Annotated in this window: 19 protein-coding genes; 5 read left to right on the forward strand and 14 right to left on the reverse strand. The window is 67.3% G+C overall.

What is annotated here, in order from left to right:
- The first annotated feature begins 24 nt into the window (after positions 1-24).
- Genes araB through araD form a run of 3 tightly spaced genes read left to right on the forward strand, consistent with a single transcriptional unit; the run spans position 25 to position 4058 of the window.
- Positions 25-1713 carry a ribulokinase gene (gene araB / locus GRC12_RS04405; protein ID WP_208777472.1) on the forward strand — a complete coding sequence of 563 codons (1689 nt, stop codon included), beginning with the start codon at positions 25-27 and terminating at the stop codon, positions 1711-1713.
- 25 nt (positions 1714-1738) lie between these two features.
- Complete coding sequence (gene araA / locus GRC12_RS04410; protein ID WP_208777473.1) at positions 1739-3256, forward strand: L-arabinose isomerase; 1518 nt, start codon at positions 1739-1741, stop codon at positions 3254-3256.
- Between the two features lie 28 nt (positions 3257-3284).
- Entirely contained in the window at positions 3285-4058 is a 774-nt protein-coding gene (gene araD, locus GRC12_RS04415) for an L-ribulose-5-phosphate 4-epimerase AraD (protein WP_208777474.1), read from the forward strand.
- An 89-nt stretch (positions 4059-4147) separates the two neighbouring features.
- Here the strand turns inward: araD and GRC12_RS04420 are convergent, their stop codons facing one another.
- The 5 genes from GRC12_RS04420 to GRC12_RS04440 all read right to left on the reverse strand — a co-directional run bounded on the left by GRC12_RS04420 (position 4148) and on the right by GRC12_RS04440 (position 9419).
- Entirely contained in the window at positions 4148-5026 is an 879-nt protein-coding gene (locus GRC12_RS04420) for an MBL fold metallo-hydrolase (protein WP_208777475.1), read from the reverse strand.
- 96 nt (positions 5027-5122) lie between these two features.
- Positions 5123-6505, reverse strand: a complete 1383-nt coding sequence (locus GRC12_RS04425; RefSeq protein ID WP_244372009.1) for a pyridoxal phosphate-dependent decarboxylase family protein — start codon at positions 6503-6505, stop codon at positions 5123-5125.
- On the reverse strand, positions 6498-7430 hold the full coding sequence (locus GRC12_RS04430) for a hypothetical protein (protein WP_208777476.1): 933 nt from the start codon (positions 7428-7430) through the stop codon (positions 6498-6500). Before GRC12_RS04430 ends, GRC12_RS04425 begins: the two co-directional genes overlap by 8 nt.
- Positions 7431-8282, reverse strand: coding sequence for an MBL fold metallo-hydrolase (locus GRC12_RS04435; protein WP_208777477.1), 852 nt, complete (start codon positions 8280-8282; stop codon positions 7431-7433).
- A 345-nt stretch (positions 8283-8627) separates the two neighbouring features.
- The gene (locus GRC12_RS04440; RefSeq protein WP_244372010.1) at positions 8628-9419 is read right to left on the reverse strand and encodes a nuclear transport factor 2 family protein; all 792 of its coding nucleotides are present in this window, start codon (positions 9417-9419) and stop codon (positions 8628-8630) included.
- 281 nt (positions 9420-9700) lie between these two features.
- Between GRC12_RS04440 and GRC12_RS04445 the strand changes: the two genes are divergently transcribed.
- Positions 9701-10186: a MarR family winged helix-turn-helix transcriptional regulator gene (locus tag GRC12_RS04445; protein WP_208777478.1), complete on the forward strand. Its 486-nt coding sequence runs from the start codon at positions 9701-9703 to the stop codon at positions 10184-10186.
- Between the two features lie 18 nt (positions 10187-10204).
- Positions 10205-11086: a dioxygenase family protein gene (locus GRC12_RS04450; protein WP_208777479.1), complete on the forward strand. Its 882-nt coding sequence runs from the start codon at positions 10205-10207 to the stop codon at positions 11084-11086.
- 135 nt (positions 11087-11221) lie between these two features.
- Here GRC12_RS04450 and GRC12_RS04455 read toward each other — a convergent pair whose 3' ends face one another.
- The 9 genes from GRC12_RS04455 to GRC12_RS04495 form a co-directional block, all read right to left on the reverse strand.
- Positions 11222-12070, reverse strand: coding sequence for an alpha/beta fold hydrolase (locus GRC12_RS04455; protein ID WP_208777480.1), 849 nt, complete (start codon positions 12068-12070; stop codon positions 11222-11224).
- Positions 12067-12951, reverse strand: a complete 885-nt coding sequence (gene folP, locus GRC12_RS04460) for a dihydropteroate synthase (RefSeq protein WP_308286470.1) — start codon at positions 12949-12951, stop codon at positions 12067-12069. The genes GRC12_RS04455 and folP overlap by 4 nt, the downstream gene beginning before the upstream one ends.
- Positions 12952-12991: 40 nt before the next feature.
- Positions 12992-14338 (reverse strand): aminodeoxychorismate synthase component I, encoded by a 1347-nt coding sequence (gene pabB, locus GRC12_RS04465; protein WP_208777482.1) that lies wholly within the window; start codon positions 14336-14338, stop codon positions 12992-12994.
- A gap of 215 nt (positions 14339-14553) precedes the next feature.
- On the reverse strand, positions 14554-15417 hold the full coding sequence (gene folD, locus GRC12_RS04470) for a bifunctional methylenetetrahydrofolate dehydrogenase/methenyltetrahydrofolate cyclohydrolase FolD (protein ID WP_208777483.1): 864 nt from the start codon (positions 15415-15417) through the stop codon (positions 14554-14556).
- Entirely contained in the window at positions 15414-16319 is a 906-nt protein-coding gene (gene purU / locus GRC12_RS04475; protein WP_208777484.1) for a formyltetrahydrofolate deformylase, read from the reverse strand. Before purU ends, folD begins: the two co-directional genes overlap by 4 nt.
- Positions 16320-16352: 33 nt before the next feature.
- Positions 16353-17540, reverse strand: coding sequence for an aminomethyl transferase family protein (locus tag GRC12_RS04480; protein WP_244372012.1), 1188 nt, complete (start codon positions 17538-17540; stop codon positions 16353-16355).
- 317 nt (positions 17541-17857) lie between these two features.
- The gene (locus GRC12_RS04485; RefSeq protein WP_208777486.1) at positions 17858-19081 is read right to left on the reverse strand and encodes an acyl-CoA dehydrogenase family protein; all 1224 of its coding nucleotides are present in this window, start codon (positions 19079-19081) and stop codon (positions 17858-17860) included.
- A gap of 37 nt (positions 19082-19118) precedes the next feature.
- Positions 19119-20411, reverse strand: a complete 1293-nt coding sequence (locus tag GRC12_RS46650; RefSeq protein ID WP_208777487.1) for a M24 family metallopeptidase — start codon at positions 20409-20411, stop codon at positions 19119-19121.
- Positions 20408-21343, reverse strand: a complete 936-nt coding sequence (locus tag GRC12_RS04495; protein WP_208777488.1) for an NAD(P)-dependent oxidoreductase — start codon at positions 21341-21343, stop codon at positions 20408-20410. Before GRC12_RS04495 ends, GRC12_RS46650 begins: the two co-directional genes overlap by 4 nt.
- Between the last annotated feature and the right edge of the window lie 235 nt (positions 21344-21578).

A 21578-nucleotide genomic window follows, 5' to 3' on the forward strand; every position in this document is an offset into this window, starting at 1 on the left:
ATTGGAACAGAAGGGCTCCCCGTAATGAACCCCGCCCACCAGCAAGCACCCCACCCAGACGCCTACGTCGTCGGGGTCGACTTCGGAACCCTCTCCGGCCGCGCTGTGGTCGTCCGGGTCCGCGACGGCGCGGAGCTGGCGTCGGCGGAGCACCCGTACCGGCACGCGGTCCTGGACCGTGAGCTGCCCGACGGCACGCGGCTGCCCCCGGACTGGGCGCTGCAGGTGCCCTCGGACTACCTGGATGTGCTGCGCCATGCGGTGCCGGAGGCGCTGGCGGCTGCCGGTGTGCGGCCGGAGCAGGTGATCGGCATCGGCACGGATTTCACGGCGTGCACGGTGTTGCCGGTGCTGGCGGACGGGACGCCGCTGTGTGAGCTGCCGGAGTACGCCGCTCGTCCGCACGCCTATGTGAAGCTGTGGCGGCATCATGCCGCGCAGGGGCAGGCCGACCGGATCAACGCGCTGGCCGTGGAGCGCAAGGAGCCGTGGCTGGAGCGGTACGGCGGGAAGGTCTCCTCGGAGTGGGAGTTCGCCAAGGCGCTGCAGGTGCTGGAGGAGGATCCGGAGGTCTACCGGCGCATGGAGCGCTGGGTGGAGGCGGCGGACTGGATCGTGTGGCGGCTGTGCGGGGCTTACGTGCGCAACGCGTGTACCGCCGGGTACAAGGGCCAGTACCAGCAGGGGAGTTACCCCTCGTCTGACTACTTGGCGGCCCTGCACCCGGACTTCGCCGGCTTCGTCACGGACAAGCTGGACCAGCCTATCGGGCAACTCGGCGATACGGCAGGCACGTTGACCGCCGAAGCGGCGGCCTGGACCGGGCTGCCGGAGGGCATCACGGTCTGTGTCGGCAACGTCGACGCCCATGTCACCGCACCCGCCGCAGCGGCTGTGGAACGCGGACAGATGGTCGCCATCATGGGCACCTCCACCTGCCACATCATGAGCTCCGACCAGTACGGCACCGTCCCCGGTATGTGCGGGGTGGTGGACGGCGGGATCCTGCCGGGCTTGTGGGGCTACGAGGCGGGGCAGAGCGGAGTGGGGGACATCTTCGCCTGGTTCGTGCGCACCGGCTTCCCCGCGGAGTACGCGGAGCGGGCCGCTGCGGCCAGCCAGAGTCCGCACGAGTACCTGACCGATCTCGCGGCCGGGCAGAAGGTCGGCGAACACGGCCTGGTGGCCCTGGACTGGCACAGCGGCAACCGCTCCGTCCTGGTCGACCACGACCTCAGCGGTGTGATCGTCGGCCAGACCCTCTCGACGCGTCCGGAGGATGTCTACCGGGCCCTGTTGGAGTCCACCGCGTTCGGCACGCGCACCATCATCGAGGCGTTCGAGCAGTCTGGGGTGCCGGTCGATGAGCTGATCATCGCGGGGGGTCTGACGAAGAACGCGCTGCTGATGCAGATCTACGCCGACGTCACCCGCCGCCCGCTGAGCATCATCGGCTCCGCCCAGGGCCCCGCGCTGGGCGCGGCCATGCACGCCGCGGTCGCGGCCGGGGCGTATCCGGACATCCAGGCCGCCGCAGCCTCGATGGGCAAGGCCGAGCGGGGCGTGTACCAGCCCGACCCGGACCGCGCCCTGGCCTACGACCGCCTCTATGCCGAATACCGGCTGCTGCACGACTACTTCGGGCGCGGCACCAACGACGTCATGCACCGCCTGCACCGCCTGCGCCGTCTGCGCGCCGAGGCCTCCGCCTGAACCACCCTTGTGAAAGGACATCGCCATGACGACCCATGCTCAGCCCTACGACGGCCAGGAGATCTGGTTCCTGACCGGCAGCCAGCACCTGTACGGCGAGGAGACCCTGGCGCAGGTCGCCCACCAGTCCCGGCAGATCGCCGAACGCCTCGACGCGGCCGCGGAGATCCCGCTGCGGATCGTGTCCCGGCCCGTCCTGAGTGACGCGGAGTCGATCCGGCGGATGTGCCAGGAGGCCACGGTCTCCGACACCTGCGTCGGGGTGATCGTGTGGATGCACACCTTCTCCCCGGCCAAGATGTGGATCGCCGGCTTGAGCGCGCTGGACCGGCCGGTGCTGCACCTGCACACCCAGTACAACCTGTCGCTGCCCTGGTCGAGCATCGACATGGACTTCATGAACCTCAACCAGGCCGCCCATGGCGACCGCGAGTTCGCCCACATCGAGGCCCGCCTCGGCGTGAACCGCAAGGTCGTCGCCGGGCATGCGACGGACCCCCGGGTCGTCAGACGGGTCGCGGCCTGGGCGCGGGCGGCCGCCGGCCGTCACGCAGCCCGCTCCCTGCGCCTGGCCCGCTTCGGGGACAACATGCGCGAGGTCGCGGTCACCGAGGGCGACAAGGTCGAGGCCCAGCTGCGCTTCGGCTACTCCGTCAACACCTACGCCGTCAACGACCTGGTGGCCGTCGTCGACGCCGTCGAGGCCAAGGCGGCGGCCGAACTGGCCGAGGAGTACGTGCAGTCCTACGACGTGGTCCCCGCCCTGCGCCCCGGCGGCATCCGCCACGACGCCCTGCTCTATGCAGCCCGCCAGGAGCTCGGCCTGCGCGCCTTCCTCACCGACGGCGGTTTCACCGCCTTCACCACCAACTTCGAAGACCTCGGCGGCCTGCGCCAGCTGCCCGGCCTTGCGGTGCAGCGGCTGATGGCCGACGGCTACGGCTTCGGCGGCGAGGGCGACTGGAAGACCTCCGCCCTGCTGCGCACCCTGAAGGTCATGGGTCACGGACAGCCCGGCGGCACGTCCTTCATGGAGGACTACACCTACCACCTCGGCCCCGGCGAGCCGCGCATCCTGGGCGCTCACATGCTGGAGGTCTGCCCCTCTATCGCGGCTGGCCGGCCCAGCCTGGAGATCCACCCTTTGTCCATCGGCGGCCGTGAGGATCCCGTCCGCCTGGTCTTCGACGCCGCGTCCGGACCCGCCGTGGTCGTCGGCCTGTCGGACGTGGGCGACCGCTTCCGGCTGACCGCCAACGCCGTGGACGTGGTCGCCCCCAGCCGGCCGCTGCCCCGGCTCCCGGTCGCCCGGGCAGTGTGGAAGCCGCGTCCGTCACTGGCGGAGTCGGCCGAGAGCTGGCTGCTGGCCGGCGCGCCGCACCACACGGTGCTCAGCTCCGCCGTCGACCTGGAGACGCTGAGCGACTTCGCCGCCATGACCGGCGTCGAACTGCTGACCATCGACGAGAACACCAGCACCGAACAGTTCGCCAAGGAGATCCGCTGGAACGCCGCCTACCACCGACTGGCCCAGGCCCTGTGACGCCCCACGGCACGAAGGAGCACTACCCATGACTACCACCGTCCGGGACGGCTTGCGGCAGGAAGTGCTGGAGGCGAACCTGGCCATACCTCAGGTCGGTCTCGCGACCCTGACCTGGGGCAATGTGAGCGGGATCGACCGGGAAGCAGGGCTGTTCGTCATCAAGCCCTCCGGCGTGCCCTATGAGGACCTCACCCTCGATCACCTGGTGACCGTGCGGCTGTCGGATGGCGCCGTTGTCGGCGGCGACCTGCGTCCCTCCACCGACACCGAGACCCACCGCTGCCTGTACCTGGCTTTCCCCTCCATCGGCGGCGTCACCCACACCCACTCCACCCACGCCGTCGCCTTCGCCCAGGCCCGGCGCGACATACCGGTCCTGGGCACCACCCACGCCGACACCTTCAACGGCCCGATTCCCTGTACCCCTGACCTCACGCCGGAGCAGTGTGCGACGGACTACGAGTACAACACCGGCCGCGTCATCGTGGACATGCTCAGGGAGGACGATGGGAAGGCTGCAGAGGTCCCCGCCGCTCTCGTCGCCAACCACGGGCCCTTCACCTGGGGACCCACCGCCCGCAAGTCCCTGGAACACGCCATCATCTGTGAGGCCGTTGCCGATATCGCCCTGCGGACTCTGGCCCTGATTCCCTCAGGCCCGCCTCCCCGTCACCTTCTGGACCGGCATTACACCCGCAAACATGGCCCCGACGCCTACTACGGGAACCCGGAGATGGCGACCTCCGCGATGTCGTCCATTGGGGAGTTGCCCAGCACGAGGAGGTCGGCGTCCACGTAGGGGACGCCGACGTCGGTGTACGGTCGGCGCGGTCTCGCCGGGGCCCTCACTGGTCTGCACTGCCCGCCTGCCGGCGCCGAGTGCGTAGCTCAGTCGTCTGGGCAGATGACGAAGTGCGGGTAGGCGTGTCGGCCGGGCTGGTCGGCGATCTCGTTGAGTGCGGCGCGGATTTCGTGCAGGTGGCCGGTGGTCATCTGCAGCGGGGGTTCGTGGGGCTGGTAGGTGGTGCGGACCGGGTAGTCCACGCCCGGTTCGGTGGTCATCTCGATGTGGCAGCCCAGGACATGGGTGACCGGTCTGTGCTCGCAGAACTCGATCAGGCGGTCGATGGTCCGGGCGAAGGTGGACCAGTCCTGGACGTAGAGCCGGCCGGGGTAGACGGTGTCGCCGGTGAGGAGGATCCCGGTCCACGGGTCGTAGAACGTGACCGCTGCCTCGTGGTGCCCGGGAGTGGCCAGGCACTCGAGCGTGCGGCCTCCCAGGTCAACTCGTGCCAGGGCGGTGGGGTCCTCGTCGAAGCCGAAGTACTGCCAGGCCGTGGGGAGGGCTGCGTCGACCACGGTGGTGTCGGGGCGGTCGGCGAACTGGCTGTCGCCCGCGATGTGGTCGTCGTGAGCGTGCGTGTGCAGCACGAGCAGGTGGTAGTGCTCTCGGGGGTGCCGGGCGAGCCAGCCCTCGACGATCTCGTCGACCACACGGCGCAGGGGGAAGAACTCGGGCGACGCGGTGGCTCCGGTGTCGATCAGCACCGCCCGCGTGTTGCCGAACAGCAGGAACAGGAACGGCGCTTCGTAGTTGATCGCCATGTTCTGCCGCAGGATGACCGTGTGCTCGTCGTACGCGTAGACCTGGATGTCCGGGTCGGTGTTGTGCTTGGACGACGGTGAGCCGTGGATCCAGCGGACGTCCAACTCGCGCGGCCGGAGGACCGGGCTGCCAAAATCGATAAAGGAAGCGCCCGTGGGCATGACCTCTCCTCTGTACGTCGTCCAAATCGGGTGGCGATGATCAATCGGCAGAGCTTGGCGCGCGGGAGAACCAGCCTTTCCTGAAGAATCTGCGGCTCAGCGATCAACGCGCAGATCATCCAGTATCAGACGGACATCACCCATCGACGTAAGTGGGTTCACAAAGCACAGGCGCGCCAGTGTTTCCTGCCCATATCGGGTGGATGCGACGAAGGCGACGCCCTCTTGCAAAAGTCGTTTCTCCCAGGCGAGGTAATCCTGTGCCTCCCAGCCGATCCTGCGGAAGACAATCACGGACAGCTCGGGCCTGTGCGCTACTTCCAGGAGTGGGTCATCGTCGATCACCTGCGTGACCTCGCGCGTGAGACTCAGCGCCGCCTCCACGGCATCCGCATACGCTCGAGTGCCATGGACGGCCAACGAAAACCAGAACGGCAGCCCCCGGGCTCGGCGCGTCAAGTGAATCGCCAAGTCAGCCGGATTGAATTCCCGTCGGTTGTTCAAGCTTTCGAGATAGCCCGCGTCATGCTGGTGCGCCCGAACGGCTTGGGTCGGATCCCGATAGAGCAAGGCGCAGCAATCGAAGGGTCCGAACAGCCATTTGTGGGGATCCACCACGAGCGAATCGCAACGTTCGATGCCGGCGAAATTCGCGCGGACGGACGGCGCGGCGAGGGCAGCCCCGCCGTAGGCGCCATCGACGTGGAACCACAGTTGGTGCCGTTCGGCGAATTCCGCCAGCGCAGCCAGGTCGTCCACGATTCCAAGGTTGGTCGTCCCGGCGGTGCCCACCACGGCGAAGACGCCGTCGAGGTCTTCGGCGCCCAGCTGTGCGAGGCCGTCCACGCTGACTCTGAGGTCTTCGTTCACCGGGAGAGTGAGGAGTTCTGCGTCAAGTACCCGCGCAGCTTCGGCCACCGAAGAGTGTGCCTCTCGGGTGGCTGCGATCCGCCAACGTCGTGGACGGTCGCCGTGCCGGTTCAGGTATCGGTCGCGAGCTGCCGCCAGTGCGGACAGCGTACCGATGGTTGCGCCGGCAACGAAGGTGCCGCCGGCAGATGCGGGAAGTCCTGCGAGGTTGCTCAGCCATTCGAGCGCGGCGTTCTCGGCATGCACAACGCCAGAGGCCTCCATCCACGACCCGGCGTAGATCGAGGAGGCGGCAATGACGCTGTCCATGAGTTCTGATGCCACGGTGGGAGCTGCCGGGACGTAGGCAAGCATGCGCGGATGGTCCATTGCGATGGTGGCCGTTGCAATGACCTCGGTGAAGGCCGTGTACGCCGCTTCATAGCCGAGCCCCTCGTCGGTGATGAGGGGACCTGTCGCATCGTCCAGCTCATGCGCGGTTTTGGGGCCTCGCAGCGGCGGATGGGTCTGCTCGAGCCGGTGCAACAAGTAGTCCTGGAAACGGGCCGCGTAGTGCCGTGCGGATTCATCGAAAAGATGCATCCGCGCGGCGTTCGTCCGCTCAGTCATCAGCCAGGTTGAACGGTGCGAGGTGGATGGAGTCCGGCAGGTTCGGCGGAGCACCGTCGAATGCCGCGAGCATCTGTGTCTCGTCTTTGAGTGTGTCTCGAGCAAAGAAGAAGCGGTTGACGCGATCGCCCTCGAAGACATAGATGTCGAGGTTGTACCAAGCGCTGAAGGTGCGCTCACCTCGGGCGTTCGTGAACGTTCCGCCCGGATTCTGTACCAGCAGAAGCGCGTTCCCGAAGATCAGTGGCTGCTCGATCGCTTCGACGAAATCTGGAATAAGAGGGAACAGGGGATCCCAGAAACCGCGGTCGACAGCCTCGCGGTCCGGGAAATGCTTCAGTCCCTCCACCTCCCACGACCACATCTCGCAGTCGTCGGTCTCCCGCTCCATGATCGGCCGGTAGCGTTCTTCCGCTGTGCCCGGCGCGCTCTTCTGATCGGTGACGAACTTCATCCCGATGCGATTGGCCGCAGTCGTGACAGGTGACCAGCTCGCCTCGATCGCCGCCCACATCCCTGTGGCATCAATCTGTCGGTCCAGGTTCTGGCGGGCAATGGTGTCATTCCCGAACCGGGCACCGACGATCTTTCCTCCGGACGTCTGGTACACGTCCACTGCCAGCCACTCGACGCGGGATCCTTTTTCGAGGGAGCACGAGACCTTACTGAATATGAGGATGTCAGTCCCGGTGACCCAAACGGGTCCGAGATCACGTCGGTAGTCGGGGTGCTTCCTCGTCTCGGGAAGCAGCCACTGCTCAAGGATCTCGTCGGGTCCGTACCACCGGTTGTCGCCACCGTTGAAAGCGGTCGCCCACGATTCATCGCCGAAGAGCGCCGCGAGGTTGGTGGCGAACTGGTCACCGACAGTTTCTGTATAGATCGTGCGAAGATGCGAAGCGAGCTCACTGGTGGGTGATGGCAATTAGTTTTCCTCCTGGATGGCGGCCACTGCTCGGTGAAGGCAGTGCAAAAAGAAGGGTTGTTTCTGAGGCAGGGGATGGCCGGCGAGATCCTCGAGCGACTGCCCGCTTTCCACCCTTCTCTCGATCTCGTTCAAGATCTCCAAGTTGTCCGTCAGAATTTCCGGGTCGGTGGTGCCTCCGTGGGACGGGATGACGATGGTTGCGTCGAGGTCCCGAAGAAGTTGCAGGCTTGCCCGCAAGGCGGGCAGGCTGCGGGCGTCCCAGAGCTCTGGCAGGGGGCGCTCCGCGGCATCGCCGGCCAGAACCACCCCCAGCTCCGGGATGTGCACGGCCAGATGGTCCGGAGTGTGCCCCGGTGTCGGCAGTAGATGAATCTGCAGGTCGCCGCCGTCAAGGACCGTCGCGGTGGAGATACCGACATGAGGTGTGCCCAGAACGACGCTGTGAAACCGTCCGCCAGTGGCGAGATTCATCTGGTCCAGTTCTGCTTGTTGCTCGACGATGCGGGCACGGGCATGCTCGGATGCAATCCAGAGATGATTTGACGGGGCGAGGTAGGAATTTCCCCAGTAATGGTCGTAGTCCGCGTGCGTGGTGACCACCACGGTCTGCAGATACGGGCGGAGGGGGGCCAGGGCGACGACCCGCGCGAACATCTCGGGCGTGCTCATGGTGTCCACGACCAGATCGAAGCGGTTCGTGCGAATGACGAAGCTGTCGACTTCGTCGCCTGCCCGGAACCACTCCACACGCGAATCGGAGACACTGGCCCCCGCCACCACCGCGACCTCCGGATCGGATGATGGCACCAAGCCGTCGAGCTGATTGGGAGTTGGATGTTGTGTGTCCATCTACGTTTCCTGTTCCGAAACGGAGGACACTTCAACGAGTCAAAGCTTGTGCGGACTGCTTCTCCGATAGCCCGCGTGGCATGTCTAGCATGGAACCGTGCCAGGGTTCAATAGCGCATCTGAACTCGGCAGGCTACAGGCGCTCGTCCGTGCCGCCCGGACCGGTCCGGCAACTGCGCGACTCTGCCGCGATCGAGAGCGATCCCTGGTGCCGGGGCACATGTGTGGGCTGGGCGAGGCGGTCATGTGCGCGGCTCGCGACAGGGCAAGGCCCAAGAAGGCGTCAACCTGCCCTGGAACTGGGGAGATTCTGTTCCGGCGAACGGGATGACTGCCGGACCTGGGCTAGAACATGGTGTTGTCGTTGGCGGAGGTCGCCGGGACCTGCTGTATGACATCCCAGTGCTCGACCACCTTGCCGTCGCGGACCCGGTAGATGTCGAGGACGGCGAAGCCGAGGTCTTCGGGGGCGTACTTGGAGTGGGAGTGGAAGGCGACGTAGTCGCCCTCGGCGATGACCCGTTTGACGCTGACGCTGAGATCCGGATTTGTGGAGAAGGAGGACGCGAAGAACTCCTTGGCTGCCGCGATGCCGTTGGGGGACTGCGGGTTGTGCTGGAAGTACGGGTCGGAGGCGTACCGGTCGAAGGCGGTGACGTCTCGGCCTGTGAACAGCTCGTTGACCAGGTCCGACGCGACCCGCTTGCTCTGGGCGGTGGACACGCGTGGGTCCGGTGACTGCCCTCTCGGGGTGCTCAGCGTCGAGAACAGGTCGTTGCCGCTGACCGTGCGGTCCGGTACCTGCTGCATCACCTCCCAGTGTTCGACGATCTTGCCGGTCTCAACGCGGAAGATGGCGCCGATTGCCATGCCCTCGCCGCCGGGTTCGAGCACGGCGTTGATGTGCAGCAAGACCAGGTCGTCTTCGGCGATGACCCGTTCGATGGAGACGTTCATGTCCGGGTAGGCGGCCCGGAGGCCGGTCACGACGTTGCCTATGGCCTCGGAGCCGTCGGGAGACTCCGGGTTGTGGTCGATGTACACGGGCCCGACGAACTTGTCTATGACGGCGAGATTGCCGTGGCGGAACAACTCTTCGTAGAAATGGACAACGATGCCCCTGTTCTGGGCGGTCATGGTTGCGCCTCTCTTTCTGCCTCAGGTGGTTCGGTCGGTGGCGGGCGAGCTCCGGTTACTTCTTGTAAGCAACAACATGATCAGTCGCCGTCTGCAACGGCGTAAGAAGGCACTTTCGTGTCAGCCACGCACACCCATGTGCCCCTGGTGGTGGGGTGGGTGCCACGGCGGAGTGCAGACCTCGACGAGGTGTCCTCACGCCTCGCGAATGACTTGACGGTTCAAGTAAAGAGGAGTTAATTTAACTTGACGGTTCAAGTGAATGGTCGTTGGGTGAGGTCATGAGTGATGTGGAGCCCCGCTGGCTGGACGCCGAGGAGCAAGCGACCTGGATGGCTCTGACAGGCGTGCTCGTGCGGTTGCCGGCCGCGCTCGATGCTCAGCTCCAGCGCGACGCCGGGATCAGCCACTTCGAGTACCAGGTGCTCGCTGGGTTGTCCATGACCCCGGGGCGCACGCTACGCATGAGTGAGCTCGCCGACTTCGCCGTCGCCTCGCTCTCCCGGCTGTCCCACACGGTCAAGCGGCTGGAGAAACAGGGCTGGGTCCGGCGCAGGTCCGACCCGGCCGACGGCCGTTGCACGCTGGCCATCCTCACCGACACCGGCTGGGACAAGGTCGTGGCCACCGCCCCCGGCCACGTCGCCGAAGTGCGCCGTCTGGTTTTCGAGCCGCTGACCAAGGCCCAGCAGCGGCAACTTCGCGAGGCGGGCCGCCGTATTCACCACACCATCAGCCCCGACGCCGCCTGGCCGGGCGACGTCTGACCACCCCGAGAGGTTTCGATGTCCACTGCTCTCAAGCCTGAGGCACCTGGCGGCGCCTACGACGCCTTCCTCCCCGAGGCCTTGTCCCGCGCCCGCGACCAGAGGGAGTGGAGCCCGGCCGACGGACCGCTGCCCGCCCTCTACCTCAGCCACGGCGCGCCGCCCACCTTTGATGACGGCCCGTGGCTGCGCGAGCTCTTCGACTGGGCGCAGTCCCTGCCCAAGCCGAAGGCGATCCTGATCGTCTCAGCACACTGGGAGGACGCCTCGCTCGCGATCTCCGCCTCCGCCGCGCACACCCCGCTCGTGTACGACTTCAGCGGCTTCCATCCTCGCTATTACCGGATGCGCTACGACACCCCCGACGCCAACGGACTCGCCCACCGCATCGCCGCGGCAATGCCCGACAGCGAACCGCTCTACCAGCACACCAACCGCGGCCTCGACCACGGCGCCTGGGTCCCGCTGATGGCCATGTACCCGACGGCCGACATCCCGGTCCTGCAGATGTCCATGCCCAGCCACGACCCCACCCGTCTGATGGCCCTCGGCCGCCGTCTCGCCCCCCTGCGCGAGGAAGGCGTCCTTGTCATCGGCTCCGGCTTCATGACACACGGACTGCCCTACCTCACCCGGGAGATGTTCACCCATGGTGTCGTCCCCTCATGGTCCTCCGACTTCGACGCCTGGGCGGCCGAGGCGCTCGACCGTGGCGACGTCGACGAACTCGCCGCCTACGCCACCAGGGCGCCGGGGATGCCGTTCGCTCACCCCACCCCGGACCACTTCCTGCCCATCTTCATAACTCTCGGCAGCGCCACCGACCCGGAGGCGTCGGCCCAGACCGCCATCGACGGCTTCGCGATGGGCTGCGCCAAACGCTCCTTCACGCTGCGCTGATCCCACGGGAACCGCGGCCGGCGTGTTCGGCTCGCAGCAGGCCTCCCGGCCGGCGGTCAGCCGACGGCATGTGGCCTCGACACTCGTTCACACGACAGGGAGTGTTGAGGACGGCCGTGCCACCGACGGGGTCGATCAGCCCAGCTTCGTGACGATGTCGGCCACCTGTCCGGGCATCGACAGGAACGGCGAATGCGAGGAGTCCAGTGCCACGACGGAGGTCGGGTTGTCCGGGAAGGCCGCGTCCGCGTCGTCGATGAACCTCCGCTGAAGGACCGGGCGCACGGCCATGTCGCGCGCGCAGGTGACGTAAATGCGGGGGACCGCGCCCCAGCCGTCGCGGGTCAGGGTGGTGGACTGGAGCGCGATCCCGGCCGGCGCGTCCGGGGTGAGCAGCCCCAGGGCCGCCTCCGCGAGGGGCGTAGGGATGTCACCGAAGAACGCGTCCCGCAACTGCTCGCGGTAGGCGGGGTCGTCGGAGGAGAGGTCGAGGCGCAGGGCGCCGATCGCGGCGGGATCGGCCCGTACGGAGGGCGCGACGAGTTCGCCGGCGTTCTCGGGCATCTGCACGTAGGCGATGGCCGGAATGTCCGAGGCGGGCATGAAGGCAGTGAGGTAGACCGCGTGCGCCACGAGGTCGGGTACCTGCTGGGCCGCCCGGGTCAGTACGGCGCCCCCCATGCTGTGGGCCACCACCGTCACGCGGCCACCGCGCCCGAGTTCCTTGATCTGTGAGACGAGGAGATCGCCCGCCTGGTCGAGGTCCACTCCCGCGACCGGCGAGACCTCGGTCGCCACGGCCTCCGGGGCGTACGGGCGTCTGGTGAGGCACCGCGGGCGCTCGGCCCGCAGCCCGTGCCCCGCCATGTCGACCGCGACCGCCGGACGGCCCAGGGCCGCGACGCGGGCGATGACGTCGGCCCAGCACCAGGAGCCGTGCCAGTAGCCGTGCAGGAAGAGCAGCGGCGTGGAACCTGTGGTCATCGATGACTCCTCTGTTCGCCCCGACGACGGTCATGTGCGTCGTCAGGAATGTGGGAGGATTCGACCCGATCGGAACTGGCGCGCTCCAGTCCGATTCCGCCAGGCGGAAGCAGGAAGCGCACCATGTCGAGCGCGATTCGCGTCGCGGTCACGTCGTGTACGCGCAGGGCGTTCACGCCTCGTTCGGCCAGGAGCGCGCTGAGCAGCGCTGTCGGCAGGTCACGGTCGGCCGTCGATGCTTCGGAGGGCAGGAGCGAGGAGAGGAATCGCTTTCGCGAGGCGCCCACCATCAAAGGGTGGCCAAGTGCGGTCAGCGCGGTAAGGTTCCGCAACAGTGTCCAGTTGTGCTCGGCTGCTTTGGCGAAGCCGAGCCCGGGATCGACGACGATCCGGTTCGCCTCGATCCCCGCCGCGCGTGCTGCCCGGATGCGCTGGGAGAGTTCGGCCGCGAGTTCGGCGGTTACATCATCGTAGTGCGCGTGCTCGTTCATGGTTCTGGGCGTGCCGCGCAGGTGGCCCAGAACGTACTGGGCGCCGGACTCCGCCACGACAGCGTGCATGTCCGGGTCGGCCAGGCCGCCGGAGACGTCGTTGACGATGCGGGCACCTGCTTGGAGCGCGGCACGCGCCGTCGTGGCGTGCATGGTGTCCACGGACACTGTGATGCCCGCTGCGGCGACAGCCGTGACGACCGGCAGAATCCTGGCCGTCTCCAGACGTGGATCGACTGGGTCTGCCCCCGGCCTGGTGGACTCGCCGCCGATGTCGATGATGTCGGCCCCCGCCCGCGTCAGCTCGTGGGCATGTCGCACGGCGGCACTGGCGCGTAGGTAGCGCGCCCCGTCGCTGAAGGAATCCGGGGTGACGTTGAGCACCCCCACGATCACAGTGCCGTGTGAGGGGATGGGGCCGGGCATGGCTTCACGCCCGCTCGTCGGTCCGGGGCAGCCCGAGGGACTGCAGCAGCGGCTGCGCTTTCAGGTGCATCTCCCGCAACTCGGCTGCCGGGTCGGAGTCGATCGTGATTCCGCCACCCGTACCGAAGGATGCCCCTTGCTCGTCGAGTTGGATGGTTCGGATCGTGGTCGCCAGATCAGCGCTGCCGTCGGCGGCGAAGTAACCGAAGGCTCCGGCGTAGGAACTCCGTGCGACGGACTCCATATTGTGCAGCAGCTCGACGGCGCGCCTTTTCGGTGCCCCGGTCATCGAGCCGGCCGGAAACAGTGCGGCGAAGGCGTCGAACGCGTTGAGTCCCTCGCGCAGGCGGCCACTGACCGTGCTGACCAGCTGATGCACGGTGCGGTAGGTCTCCACCGCGAAGAGCTCTTCCACCGCGACGGTGCCGAGCTCGCAGACCCGGGACAGGTCGTTGCGCACGAGATCCACGATCATCAGATTCTCGGCGCGCTCTTTCGGACTGGAGATCAGTTCCTCCATCATGGCCCGGTCCTGCGCCGCGGTCGCTCCTCTGGGGCGGGTGCCCTTCATGGGCCGGGTGACCACCGTGCGGTCACGGTTGACCTCGAGGAAGCGCTCGGGTGAGGCGCTGAGCAGCTGCGTGGTGCCGATCCGAAGCAGGCCCCCATGATGGCTGGGCGCGATGCGGCGCAGGCGCCGGTAAACGGACGCGGGGCTGGCCGGGTATGCGGTCCGCCACTGGTTGGTCAGGCAGAGCTGATACGTCTGACCGGCCCGGATCAGGTCCTGGCACCGGCGGATGAGCGTGAGATATCGGTCATCAGTGTGGGCACGCCGCACCGGACCGGAGGCCTGCGCGGGCGGGGGAGGCAGCGGCGGATGGGCGTACACAAGCGCCTCCGTCGCGAGGAGACGGTCCTGGACCCATTGACGTTCGTCAGCCGGACCGACGACCCGCACCTGCCGGGTGTGGTGATCGAACACGATCGCACGATCCACCAGCACCGCCGCGGCCTGGATCCCTGCGGTGCTGGTGGGGGCACCCAGCAACGACACGCCGAGTTCGTGCCCGAACCAGCCGACCCAGGCAGGAAGCAGGCCACTAAGCGCAGGAGGAAGCGACTCCCGTAGAAGCTTGAGGATGGAGACATCCACCGTGACCGATGTGGCGGACAGGTCGGGGGCCGGGTGCAGCCGGGTGCTGTCCGCGTCGAGTGCCAGCAGGCGGGGCGCCGTCGGGGCCGCCCAGCCGATCAGGCTCGTGCCCTGCTCCGCTCCTGGCCCGTTGTCGAACCAGACGACGTCGTCTCCAGGGGCGGCAAGGGTCAGGAACGCCGTCTCCGGGTCCACCCACCCTCGAACACTGGCCACGACGGACTCCGCGGCGAACAGTCGGCGCAGCGCCGGGGCGACGGCTTCCCGCCTTGCTCTGCTGCCGCTTGGCGCAGGAGTGCGCGCCTGTGCTGGCATGTCGTCCTCCGACGGTGTGCTCGGCCCCGCTCATGTATCCGGGGTGACTGCCCCACCCCCCGTGATCTCTTTCTGCTGAGTTGACCTTGCTCGCATCAGCGTATGGCCGCGTAGGCCGCGTTCTCGGCGGCGGTGATCGTGTTGGCCAGCAGCATGGCGATGGTCATCGGGCCGACCCCGCCGGGGACCGGCGTGATCCACCCCGCTGTGCGGGAGACCTCGGCGAAGCGCACGTCGCCGGTCAGGCCGCTGTCGGTGCGGTGGATGCCGACGTCGATGACGGCCGCGCCGGGACGTACGTGTTCGGCGGTGACGAGGCCGGGAATGCCGGCGGCGGCGATGAGTACCTCGGCCCGCCGCGTCACCTCCGCCAGCGCACGTGTACGCGAGTGGGCGATGGTCACGGTCGCACCGCGGCGCAGAAGGAGTTCGGCGGCCGGATGTCCGACCAGTTCGGAGCGGCCGATGACCACTGCCTCGGCGCCGTCCAGCCGGACTCCTGCGGAGTCGAGCATCCGAATGACCCCGCTCGGGGTGCAGGGCCGAAGTCCCGGCAGGCCTCGGGCCAGCAGGCCTTGGCTTGCTGTGGTGAGTCCGTCGACGTCCTTCTCCACCGGGATGAGGTCCACGAGGGCGTAGCGGTCCAGGCCAGCCGGCAGGGGGAGTTGGAGGAGGATGCCGCTGACCCGCGGGTCTTCGGCGAGCTCGCCGATCAGCGCGGCCACCTGCGGGTGGCTCGCGTCGGCGGGCAGGTGGTGGTGGAAGTCCTCCAGCCCTGCTTCCGCTGCCGCCTTCCGCTTGCGGCGGACGTACACCTCGCTGGCGGGGTCGTCGCCGATCAGGACCGTGGCCAGCCCTGGCGCCCAGCCGTATGCGCGCGTGAATGCGGTGACGCGTTCGGCGGTCTCCTTGCGGCTTTCCGCGGCGAGTGCGGTGCCGTCGATGATCGTGGCGGTCATGACGCGAACACAATGGTCGAGTTGCCCTCGCGAAGGACCCGGTCCTCGGCGTGCCAGGCGACCGCGCGGGCGAGGACCAGGCGTTCGACGTCCGCGCCGCGTCGCACCAGGTCACGGGTCGTGTCCGCGTGGGAGACCCGCACGACGTCCTGCTCGATGATGGGTCCCTCGTCGAGGTCCTCGGTCACGTAGTGCGCGGTCGCGCCGATCAGCTTCACCCCGCGGTCCTTCGCCTTCTGATACGGGCCGGCGCCGATGAACGCGGGCAGGAAGGAGTGGTGGATGTTGATGATCGGCACGGCCACGTCCCGGATGAAGTCACCGGAGATGATCTGCATGTAGCGCGCCAGGACGACGAAGTCGACGTTGCCCTGAAGCAGTCTGAGATGTTCCTGCTCGGCCGTCTTCTTGTCCCCGTCGATCACCGGCACGTAGAAGTAGGGGATGTCGAACCGCCGCACCTGATCGGCCAGGTCGGGGTGGTTCGACACGACCATCTCGACCTTGACGTTCAGTTCCCCGCGCTGCTGACGCCACAGCAGGTCCAGCAGACAGTGATCGGTCTTCGAGGCGAAGATCGCCACCCGCTTGCGCCTGCCCGCCTCCGAAAGCCGCCATTCCAGACCGAGCTTGTCACGTATTTCGCGGTCCAGGGCCTTCTCCAACTGGGGCCGCGCGGCGCCCAGTCCAGCGAGGCGGAAGACGGTGCGCTGGTAGAACCGTCCGCCGACCGGGTCCGTGGAGTGCTGGTCCAGGGAGACGATGTTCGCTCCGGCCTGGGCGAGTACGGAGGAGACGGCCGCGACGACGCCGGGCCGGTCCTCGCCCTGCACGATCAGCCGTCCTTCCTGTGTCTCCCGTCCGGTGCCGGTCTTCGGGGGAGCGGTCTGGGTACTAGTCACTGTCGCTTTCCTTTCACCATGAAGCGCCGGATGTCAGGCGGCCGCCACACCAGAGGGAATGGAGCTGAGGTCCACGGCCTCGTTGCGGGGCAGATCGAGGTACGGGAACCGCTCGACGACGGCGCGGACCGGCTTCAGGCGCCCGCCGTGGTCGCCCCACTGGACGACTACCTCGTTGCCGATCTCCGCCTGGTCCACGTCGATGGCGCAGTGGGAGAGCATCCGGCGGTAGTAGTACGAGTACACGGCGAGGGAGGAGACGCCCACGACCTGGCCGCCCTTGGTGACGAGGTCGGCGTGGCCGCCCGCCGGAGACTGTGGTGTGGTCGGGAACTCGAAGTGCTTGAACTCCTCGCCCGGCTCGAACTGCGAAGCGAAGACATCCAGGATGTCCTCCTTGTTCCAGCGGAGAGTCACGGTGTTGCGGCGCCGGACGGCGGCTTCGGCCTCGATCGCCTCACGGCCGAAGAAGTCGTGGTCGAACTTCGCCATCCAGCCCCAGTTCACCTCGTGCGGTGTCCGCAGGCGGGCACGGTGGTCGGTGGGATCGGCGCTGCCTGTCAGGCCCGCTCCCTCGCGCAGTGGGGGAACCGTCGCACCGAACGCGGGGTCGGAGAGGAAACCGGCGTCGAAGTAGGCCGAGGGCAGGAACGTGCAGCCCTGTTGGGGGAAACCGCCCTCGGTGTGGTTCACGACGTAGGTGCGCCAGCCCAGCCGCTTGATCCCAAGACCCTGGCCCGCCTGGTAAACGGCGTCGAACACGGCGGGCCCGTTTTCGATGGGTCCGCGCAGTTCGTAGGCGAGCGTGCCGGCCATGCCGATGCGGGACAGCTCGATGTCCACCTCCGTGTCGACACCGGCGATGGCGACCTTCTTGGTCGCGAGAAAGGCGACATCGCGCAATTGCTCGCCGATCAGCCGCTCCAGGACCTGCAGTGACGTGGGACCGGCCACCTGGAAGACGAAGATGTCGCGTGTGCTGATCCGCACGTCGAGACCGAGGGACTGCGCCTTGTGGGCGGCCCACGGCACCGGCGAGGCAAGCTGCCGGAACGAGTCCTCGCTGTCGCGGACGGTCAGCGCATGGTTGGCGATGAGTCCGTTCTCGTCGGGCATCACCAGATGCTTGGACTTGCCGATCGACCAGGTGTGGACGTTGTTGATGCTCACCCGGGAAAGAAGTTCCTGCGCGTCCGGGCCGCTGAAGGTCACCTCGGGCATGAAACTGAGATTCGAGGCGATATAACAGCCCGTTTTCCATGAGAGCGAGGTCGACTTCCAGTCGTCTCCCTCCCAGACAGCGAGCGTCCCTCCGATGTTGAAGTACGTCGGCACATCCGGATAGGCCGGAACGTCTTTGACCGTCAACAGCCCGGGTCCGCCTTCATCGCTCATTCGTCGCTCATTTCCTCGCCATTGATGGGCTTTTCAGGAGGGTATGTTCGGTGCGGGCGACCAGCTATCCGGTCCAGAAGCCCGCACATCCGCTTCACGAAACAGGCCGCGTCCAGGTGTGACTTATAGGGAGCCAGTGCCACTCACAGGAACATCGCGTAACGCGACATGTCGAGCCCGGTCAGACTGAGTGCGTACGCCTCGCGGTTCAGGGGCCCGTTGTTGAGTCCGTGCCGGCTGGCGGTGCCGAAATCGCGCCAGAACCTCTGCAGCGGGTTCGACAGCGCGAAGCTTCTCGTGCCGTTGATGTCCAGGAGGAGATCGACGGCCGTTCGCAGATTGGTCGTCGCGATCGCCTGGTCGCTCTTGAGCCGTGCCCTTTCGTCGAGGCTGAGCACACGGTCCTCCTGGGCCGCGCGATCCATGTCCTGGGCGCCGCGCAGCAGATGAAGCCGACCGGTGTCGATGGCGGTCCGTGCTTCGGCGAGCGCCGAGCGCCACCCCGGCGACTCACGGGCGTCGTCGTAGTTCCAGTTCGAGATCGCCCGGCCACCGTTCATGACCTCGACGGTGATGTCCCAGACGGCTTCGGCCATTCCCAAGAGCGGAGCGCCGAGGCCGAGGCACGCTATGGCGCTCACCGAGGACCGATATGCCGTCTCATCGCTGTGCCAGCGGGGGAAGGTGCGGCCCAGGAACGTGTCGGCGTCGATGGTCCAGTGTTTCGGTACGACCAGATCGTGAGCGACGAGCGTGTTGCTGCCTGTGCCGGCCATACCGGCCACGTACCAGCTGTCCTTGATCTCCATCTCCGCGATGGGCATGAGCGCCCATCGGATCCCCTGCGGATTCCCGGCGTCGTCCACTACCAGGAAGCCGCTGATCGTCCATTGTGCCTGGTAACAGCCGGACGCGAACGGCCACTTGCCGCTGATCCGGTACCCGTCCTTCGTGGGCACACCGGTCCCCCCGGCGCCGAACTGGCTGATGGAGACGGTGTGCGGGTCGTCGCCGTAGACCGCTTCCCGCGCATCGTCGGGAAGCAGACCCATCGTCCAGGCGGTCATGTTGGCGATCATCGCGACCCATCCGGCCGATCCGTCACCCCGGGAAAGCTCCGAAACGACCTCGATCAGGGTCTGCGCGTTGCCTCCGGAGCCGCCGGCCCGGCGAGGACCGCACGCCTGGAGCAGTCCTGCGGAACGCATGGCCAGGGCCGGCTCGTCCACGAGCCGCCGGTCGCGCTCGGACTGCTCGCCGTTCTTGCGCAACAACGGAATGAGCTCGTGCGCGGTCGCAACCAGCTGAGCACGCGTTTGTGCCTGCTCGGCAAGAGCGGACTGGACGGTGGTGTCGATGGTGGTCATGGAAGTCCTTCCTCGCGTGACGTCGTTGTCAGCGGCTTTAGTAGGCACTGGCGACGAACAGTTCCTGTGCCGGGAATCGGGTCAGGATTTCGGTGCCGTAGTCGGTCACGACGACTTCCTCCTCGATCCGGGCCGCGGAGGTGCCGTCGGATGCGGGGCAGTAGGTCTCCATCGCGAAGACCATGCCCGCCTTGAGTTCGACCGGGTCCTTCATGGAGTTCAGCCGCGAAATGATGGGTCGCTCGTGCAGGCCCAGACCCAGGCCGTGGGCGAATTGCAGGCCGAAGGCGGACAGTTCGTCGTCGAAGCCGAAGTCCTGTGCTCTCGGCAGGACCGCTGCGACCTCGTCGCTGCCGACGCCCGGTTTGATGGCGTCCAGCGCGCTGTCCATCCACTCGCGGGCCTGCTGGTAGGCGTCGCGCTGGCTGTTGGTCGCCCAGCCGACCCCGAAGGTGCGGTAGTAGCAGGTCCGGTAGCCGTTGAACGAGTGGATGATGTCGAAGAAGGCCTGGTCGCCGGGGCGGATGATGCGATCGGTGAAGTTGTGCGGGTGCGGATTGCAACGCTCCCCGGAGATGGCGTTGATCGCCTCGACCTGGTCGGACCCGTACTCGTAGAGCCGCTTGTTGGCCAGAGCGACGATCTCGTTCTCCCGCGCTCCGGGCTTCAGAGCGCCGACGATGTCCTGGTACACCCCGTCGACCATGGCGGCGGCCTGGTTGAGCAACATGATCTCGTCGGGCGATTTGATCACGCGTGCGTCCAGCATGTGCTGCTGGGCGTCGGCGACCGCGATGCCCTGCCGCTGCAGCTCGAACAGGAAGGGCGGCTCCACGATGTCCACGCCGAGCGGGCTGTCGGCCAGGCCCGCGCCGGCGAGCAGCGACTTGATCTCCGCCACGGCGTCGACCATCAGCCCTGCCCCGTCCGGGGCCACCGCTCCACGAAACCCGAGGAAACCGGCGCGGTAGTGGTCCTCAGGCACCCAGTCCGAGTACAGCTTGTGGTGGCGCACGGCGGAACCGAAGTCCCACAGGATGGGATCGTGTCCGCGCATGAGAAGGGCGTAGCGGATCATCTTGTCGCCCAGGGCGCCGCCGATCCAGGTCTGGGTCGTGTAGCGGATGTTGTAGAAGTCGAAGAGCAGGAACGCGCCGCAGTCGCTGGCCTCCAGCGCGGCCTTGGCCCGGGAGAGGCGGTAACGGCGCAGCCGGTCGAAGTCGACCCGGTGCTCGTAGTCCACGCCGTTCTGCCCAGGTGCGCTCAGCGGGCGCACGTCCGGCGGCCGCTGGGACGGGCGTTGGAAGGCGCGCTCGTCACGCCCGCTCACCGCTGCGTCTCCAGTCCGTCGTCGACCGGGACGTTTTCCGCCTCCAGGGAAATCCCCGCCCCCTTCGCGACGGTGAGGATGAGGGTGGCGAAGTCCAGTTCCGTATTGCCGGCCCCGACCTCCTGGGCGACGATCTGGCGGGTGGCGGACGCGAGGGGCATCGGGACGCCCAGTTCGTGCCCGGCGTCCAGGCCGAGGTCGAAGTCCTTCTGCAGCAGGACGTTGGTAAAGGTGGTCGTGAAGTCCAGGTTGACCAGGGCCGGCGACTTGTAGCGCGTGAACGTCGAGCCCATCACCGAGTCGTTGAGGAAGGCCAGGAAGTCGGCGCGCCTGACCCCACCCTTCTCGGCGAGCACCGTGATCTCCGCCAGGGACTGGGTCACCACGCCGAGGAACAGGTTGTGCGCGATCTTCACCAGCCTGGCGACCTCGCCCTCGCCGACGTAGGTGACTCCGCGGCCGTACTGCGCCAGCAGGTCCTTGACGGCCTCGAAGGCCTCCCGGGGACCGGAGACCGCGGCGGTCAGCTTGTTCGCGGCGATGACCTTCGGGTTCCCGCTCACCGGCGCGGCGAGCAGCGAGGTCCCGCGTTCGTCCGCCGCGGCACGCAGCACCTCACTGGCCTGGGTGGACACGGTCGACGAGTCCACGATGATGCCCGGAGCCGCAGCGGGGTCGGTCAGCAGCCCGTTCTCGCCGGTGGTCACCTGGGCGAGGTCGCTGGAGGTCGACACCATGACGCACACCACGTCGCGGTCGGACAGGTCCACCGGGCGAGGCACGAACTTGGCGCCCTGGTCCACGAGGGGCTGCGCCTTCGCCGCCGTACGGTTGTAGACCGTGACGTCATAGCCCGCCTTCAGCAGCCGCAGCACGAGCTGCGCGCCCATCCTGCCCGTCCCGATCCAGCCGACAGTGGGCTTCTCCGACATGCTCGCTCCTAAATGTGGGTGTGCTACTCGGGGCGCCGAACCTGAAAGTCGAGGCAGGCGTCCCGACGCTCGCCCGTCCAGTCTTGGGATCCGGACCGAGCTGCGCGATCCATATGCCGACCGGGGCAATCCGAGTTGCGAAAACTCCGGAAAACCCGCGGCGGAATCCTTCTGTGGCCGCGCTGGACACGGACTGCCGAGCACGCCGAGCAGGCAGGTTCATCCCGCCACTGAC

The sequence above is a fragment of the Streptomyces griseorubiginosus genome (genome assembly GCF_017614965.1).
GTDB lineage: Bacteria > Actinomycetota > Actinomycetes > Streptomycetales > Streptomycetaceae > Streptomyces > Streptomyces griseorubiginosus_B.

Bases quoted from the DNA above. Each gene is read 5' to 3' on its own strand.
- araD (WP_208777474.1), top strand. From the start codon at position 3,285: ATGACTACCACCGTCCGGGACGGCTTGCGGCAGGAAGTGCTGGAGGCG.
- GRC12_RS04445 (WP_208777478.1), top strand. From the start codon at position 9,701: ATGAGTGATGTGGAGCCCCGCTGGCTGGACGCCGAGGAGCAAGCGACC.
- araB (WP_208777472.1), top strand. From the start codon at position 25: ATGAACCCCGCCCACCAGCAAGCACCCCACCCAGACGCCTACGTCGTC.
- folD (WP_208777483.1), bottom strand. From the start codon at position 15,417: ATGACCGCCACGATCATCGACGGCACCGCACTCGCCGCGGAAAGCCGC.
- GRC12_RS04440 (WP_244372010.1), bottom strand. From the start codon at position 9,419: ATGACCGCCCAGAACAGGGGCATCGTTGTCCATTTCTACGAAGAGTTG.
- GRC12_RS04420 (WP_208777475.1), bottom strand. From the start codon at position 5,026: ATGCCCACGGGCGCTTCCTTTATCGATTTTGGCAGCCCGGTCCTCCGG.
- GRC12_RS04485 (WP_208777486.1), bottom strand. From the start codon at position 19,081: ATGACCACCATCGACACCACCGTCCAGTCCGCTCTTGCCGAGCAGGCA.
- GRC12_RS04480 (WP_244372012.1), bottom strand. From the start codon at position 17,540: ATGCCCGAGGTGACCTTCAGCGGCCCGGACGCGCAGGAACTTCTTTCC.
- GRC12_RS04425 (WP_244372009.1), bottom strand. From the start codon at position 6,505: ATGACTGAGCGGACGAACGCCGCGCGGATGCATCTTTTCGATGAATCC.
- GRC12_RS04450 (WP_208777479.1), top strand. From the start codon at position 10,205: ATGTCCACTGCTCTCAAGCCTGAGGCACCTGGCGGCGCCTACGACGCC.
- araA (WP_208777473.1), top strand. From the start codon at position 1,739: ATGACGACCCATGCTCAGCCCTACGACGGCCAGGAGATCTGGTTCCTG.
- GRC12_RS04455 (WP_208777480.1), bottom strand. From the start codon at position 12,070: ATGACCACAGGTTCCACGCCGCTGCTCTTCCTGCACGGCTACTGGCAC.
- GRC12_RS04435 (WP_208777477.1), bottom strand. From the start codon at position 8,282: ATGGACACACAACATCCAACTCCCAATCAGCTCGACGGCTTGGTGCCA.
- GRC12_RS04495 (WP_208777488.1), bottom strand. From the start codon at position 21,343: ATGTCGGAGAAGCCCACTGTCGGCTGGATCGGGACGGGCAGGATGGGC.